Genomic DNA, 5502 nt, shown 5'->3' on the forward strand with positions numbered 1-5502 from the left:
TTGGGTTTTGGTATGGACTGCTTTATGGATACTGGAGGGGTAAATGCTTTTTCATCTGTATTAATAGCTTATATAAGAAATTTTATTATACGATATATTTCAGACATGCATAGAGAGATGAAATTATTAAAATTTTCAGATTTAAATTTCATTCAATTAACTTCTTATATAATTGTAATTATACTTATACATCATCTAAGTTTATTTATTTTAGAAAGTTTTAAAATATCTATGATATTAGATGTAATAAAAGACGCTCTAATAACATCTGTATTTTCATTTTTATTTATTATCATTCTTTACGCTTTCTTTAAAAATAAAATTGGATAGTGAAAAAATTTCAAATCTTGATAGGAGTACTTATTTTTTTTGCGTTAACTTTTATCGCACGTATATCCTACTTACAATTGTTTACTGAAAAATATAAATTAAACGCAGCAAATACATCTATAAAAGCGGAATACCAAATTCCTTTAAGAGGATATATAATGGATAGAAATGGTAAAATATTAGTAGGAAATACACCTTCCTATGAATTAACCTTTACCCAATCCCAAATGGAAAAAAATTTTGATACCATAGGTTTTTGTAAGTTAGTTAATATAACAAAAGAGGATTTTATAAAAAAAATAAAATATATCAAATCGAATAAAAAAATATATAATAACCTGGTTCCAATGACCTTTATGAAAGGACTAACAAGTGAAGATTTAGCAAGGATTCAGGAAAAATTATTTAAATATAATGCTTTTTCAATAGTAAGAACTCCTGAACGGAATTATCTTGTACATTCAGCAGGAAATATATTAGGATATATTAATGAAGTTAATGAAAAATATATAAAATCCGATTCTAGCTATTATATGCCGGGAAATTTAGCCGGGATGACTGGCGTTGAAAAATCATATGAAAAGTATTTAAGAGGGATAAAAGGGGTTAAATATATTCAAAAAGATAGAAGATTGAGAAGTATAGGTTCTTATAAAGATGGAGAATTTGATCAGCAAATGCAAAGTGGAAAAGATATTACTTTATCAATTGATTATGAATTACAAAATTTAGCAGAAAGACTATTAACAAATAAAAGAGGAGGAGTAGTTGCATTAGATCCTAATAATGGAGAAATTTTAGTGATGGCCTCATCTCCGGTTATCGATCCATCTGTTTTTGTAGGTAGAGATAAGAATAAGCATATACACACTTTACAAATGGATTCAATGAACAAACCTATGTACGACAGGTCTGTCCAAGCATCTTATCCTCCAGGTTCAACATTTAAACTAATAAATGGATTAGCAGCCATGCAAATGGGAGTAATAGATGAGAATACAACTTTTGTTTGTAAACATGGTTTTCATTACGGTAATCGTAAAATAGGTTGTCATTGTGGATATTTTTATACTCCCATAACAATAGATAAAGCAATTCAAAAATCATGTAATAATTATTTTGCAGAAGCCTATGTAAGAATACTTAATAAATACCCGGGCAATATTGAGAAGAGTATTGATGAATGGAGTGATATTGTTAAAAGTTTTGCTGTTGGTGAGTTTATGCGTAATGATTTACCAGTAGGAAGTAAAGGTAATATTCCGGATACACACTATTATAATAAACGCTACGGAAAAGATAAATGGAATATATATACGATTATATCAAATTCAATAGGTCAAGGTGAAATTTTAGCAACGCCTTTACAAATTGCTAATTATACAGCCGTCATTGCTAACAGAGGTTTTTTTTATACCCCTCACATAGTAAAAGCAATTGATGGAAAACCTATAGCGGATCCACAATTTATTATACCCAAACAAACAAAAGTGGAAAGAAAATATTTCGATATTGTAAATAAAGGGATGAATATGGTGGTATTGTCAGGTACGGGACGTAGAATTTTTACCAATACATTTAGCCAAGAAGGAAAAACAGGAACCTCTCAAAATCCTCATGGAAAAGATCATTCCATATTTGTTTTAATAGCTCCTGTAGATAAACCCAAAATTGCTGTGGCCGTGGTAGTAGAAAATGGCGGATTTGGAGCTACTTATGCAGGTCCTATCGCGTCTCTTATAGCAGAACAATATCTTACCGGTACTATAGAGAGAAAGGCAATGGAAGAAAGTATAATAAAGGCTGATTTTAAAAATGAATATTTGAGGCAATGGAATGATTATTTAAAAAGAACAGGAAAATATATTCCAACGAATTTACCGCAGTCTTTAAAAGATAGCATTAATAAAATTAAAATAAATAAAAAATTAATTGCTAAAGAAAAGCAAAGATTAATACAAAATATAATTAGTAAAAGTGATACAACAAAGGCTAAAATATTAGATAATTTTATGGGTGATTAAAAAATGAATAAAATTTTTAGAGGAATAGATTGGTTAATGTTATTCTTATATTTGTTTATAGCCCTATTTGGTATAGCAAATATATATAGTGTTGATAGTTCGAGTGGAACTAAGCAATTAATTTGGCTTCTAATATCTTTAACGCTGGGCACTTCCACCTTTCTCGTTCGCCCGAAATTTTTCGAAAATTTTGCAGGTTTATTTTATATTCTAGGTTTATTCTTACTCGCAGGGGTTTTATTTTTTGGCAGTTATGTTAATGGAGCTAAAGCATGGTATAGAATCGGAGGATTTAGCCTACAGCCGGTTGAGTTAGCTAAAATTTCTACAGCTCTTATGTTAGCTAATTATATTGACTCACCTAATTTTAACATAAAAAATAATCAATCGTTAGCAATATCGTTTCTTATAATATTTATTCCTATTGTATTGATACTCTTGCAGCCGGATGTTGGATCAATACTTGTGTTTATAGCCTATTTTATTGCTTTATACAGAGAAGGTATGACCGGATGGTTATTTGTAATAGGATTTTATTTTTTATTTCTGTTTTTAGTATCTATATGGATACCTTCTTGGATTATTATATTGATATTAGCTTCATTCATAATTGCATTCTTATTTATATTTAGAAAAAAAATTAGATGGAATCAGCAAATAAATATTTTATTTATAATAATATTTTTATCCATTTCAAGCCTAGTAAGTATATGTTCTCCATTTATATTTGAAAATTTACCTAAACATCAAAAAGAACGAATTTTAGTTTTATATGAAGGAGAAAGGAAATATAGAGATACGGCCGGATATAATCTTTTATATTCAAAAACAGCCATAGGGTCAGGAGGTTTTTGGGGGAAAGGATATAAACAAGGCAGTGTAACAGCAGGAAAATTTGTTCCAGAACAACAAACTGATTATATATTTTGTACAGTTGGAGAAGAATGGGGGTTTGTCGGATGCACCATTTTAATTTGTTTATATACTTGCCTAATAGCTCGTATATACTATTTAGCAGAAACTCAAAAAAGTGCATTTTCCAGAGTTATGGGATACTCATTAGCTTCTATTTTATTTATGCACTTTTTAATAAATATAGGAATGGTTATAGGTTTATTTCCAACGGTAGGTATTCCATTACCCTTTTTCAGCTATGGCGGTAGTTCATTACTAGGTTTTTCATTATTTATTTTTATTTTTTTACGTTTAAATTATTCAGATAGAAATAGACTTATATAATCAATAAAGATTCTAGCTAATTTTTGACCATCTAACTTTATTTTTATGATGAGATAAAAAGAATTTTCTTATCGGCCTGTTTTTTTCAAGCATAAGATCAGGATCTTCAAATAATAAATTGTCTACGCAAGATTTAGATAATGACACAATGGCTTTATCATGTATCAAATCAGCTTTATTAAAATTTATTGTACCACTTTGTTGGGTGCCTAAAATATTTCCGGGACCTCTTAATTCTAAATCTACTTCGGATATTCTAAATCCATCGTTAGTCTCACACATCGTTGAAATTCTTTTTTGTGCATCATTAGAAAGCTCCAACTTAGTCATAAGTATACAATAAGATTGATCAGCTCCTCTTCCGACTCTTCCTCTTAATTGATGTAACTGTGATAAACCGAATTTTTCAGCACTTTCAATGACCATTACACTAGCATTGGGTACATTTACTCCCACCTCAATAACAGTAGTGGCAATCATGATTTGAGTTTGATTATTGACAAAACGTTGCATTTCATACTCTTTATCAGCAGCTTTCATTTTTCCATGAATGATACTTATTTGATAATTGGGCATAGGGAAATCTCTTACTATGCTTTCATAACCATCCATAAGGTCTTTGTAATCCAAGGTTTCGCTTTCTTCGATAAGCGGATATACAAAATATACCTGTCTTCCTTTTTTGATCTCATTCTTAAGAAAACCAAAAACAGATAATCTGTTTGCGTCAGTTTTATGAAAAGTTTTTATTTCTTTTCTTCCTTTCGGTAGTTCATCAATTATCGATACATCCAAGTCGCTGTAATAGCTCATGGCTAATGTTCTAGGTATCGGAGTAGCGGTCATAACAAGTATATGGGGAGGTATTGTATTTTTACCCCATAACCGAGAACGTTGTTCTACCCCAAATCTATGTTGTTCATCAATAATAGCTAATCCTAAATTTTTAAATAGCACATTTTCTTCTAAAATAGCATGGGTTCCTACTAATATATTGATTTCACCTGATTGTAGTTTCTCAAATATAATTTTTCTTTCTGAAGTCGGAGTCGATCCTGTTAACAAATGAATTGTAATGTCCATTTCAGTGACCAGATCAGTAATACTTTTAAAGTGTTGAACGGCTAAAATTTCAGTTGGAGCTATCATACAAGCTTGAAAACCATTATCTAATGCTAAAAGCATACATAACAAAGCAACCATAGTTTTCCCACTTCCTACATCGCCTTGCAATAACCTATTCATTTGAATATTTTTACTTAGGTCTTTACGTATTTCTTTAATTACTTTTTTTTGAGCATTTGTTAAAGTGAAAGGTAAATGGTAACTATAAAATTGATTGAAATAGTTGCCGACCTTTGTAAAAGGATGTCCTAAATTTTGACGTTGTCTATGAATTTTTTGTAAACCGAATCCCAGTTGAAAAAAAAACATTTCTTCAAATTTCAATCGATATTCAGCCTGTTGCAAAGCATTATATGAACTAGGAAAATGTATGTCTTCATATGCTTTTTTACGAGATATTAATTTATAATGCACTAAAATATCAGATGATAAATTTTCTTCAATTTGGTTTTGAATATTTAGTAAAATTTCTCTAATAGCTTTTTTAAAAAAGCGTTGATTAATACCTCTTTTTTGAATTTTTTCTGAACTAGAATAAACTGGTTCAAGGACAATAGGAGATAGTTTAGTTTCAACAGTTTTTTCAATTTCAGGATGAGCCATGGTTAATTTTCCATTAAAAGCATTGACTTTTCCAAACAATATAATTTCTTCATTTAACGGAATGCTCTTAATTAGCCAATTAGTAACATTGAACCATATAAGTTCCAATTTTCCAGTAGAATCTTCAAAAATTCCGGTTAATCTATTTTTTTTATTTATATTAGATTCCTTTAATGAAACT

General features: G+C 29.6%; 3 protein-coding genes and 1 pseudogene. 3 read left to right on the top strand and 1 reads right to left on the bottom strand.

The window, feature by feature from the left end; translation table 11 throughout:
• The 3 genes and pseudogenes from M3Z80_RS08905 to rodA all read left to right on the top strand — a co-directional run.
• A pseudogene (locus tag M3Z80_RS08905) lies at window positions 1-330 on the top strand (rod shape-determining protein MreD); the annotation flags it as partial.
• Entirely contained in the window at window positions 330-2354 is a 2025-nt protein-coding gene (mrdA, locus tag M3Z80_RS08910; protein ID WP_293919262.1) for a penicillin-binding protein 2, read from the top strand. The pseudogene M3Z80_RS08905 and the gene mrdA, both read left to right, overlap by 1 nt.
• A gap of 3 nt (window positions 2355-2357) precedes the next feature.
• Window positions 2358-3593, top strand: a complete 1236-nt coding sequence (rodA, locus tag M3Z80_RS08915) for a rod shape-determining protein RodA (RefSeq protein WP_293919263.1) — start codon at window positions 2358-2360, stop codon at window positions 3591-3593.
• A 12-nt stretch (window positions 3594-3605) separates the two neighbouring features.
• Here the strand turns inward: rodA and recG are convergent.
• Window positions 3606-5502 (bottom strand): ATP-dependent DNA helicase RecG (gene recG, locus M3Z80_RS08920; protein WP_293919264.1); only part of this gene is annotated, 1897 nt, incomplete at its 5' end.

Source organism: Apibacter sp., from assembly GCF_025291155.1.
Taxonomy (GTDB): domain Bacteria; phylum Bacteroidota; class Bacteroidia; order Flavobacteriales; family Weeksellaceae; genus Apibacter.

What these genes read in the sequence shown, in the direction of transcription:
- rodA (WP_293919263.1), top strand. Translation starts at nt 2,358, where the DNA reads ATGAATAAAATTTTTAGAGGAATAGATTGGTTAATGTTATTCTTATAT.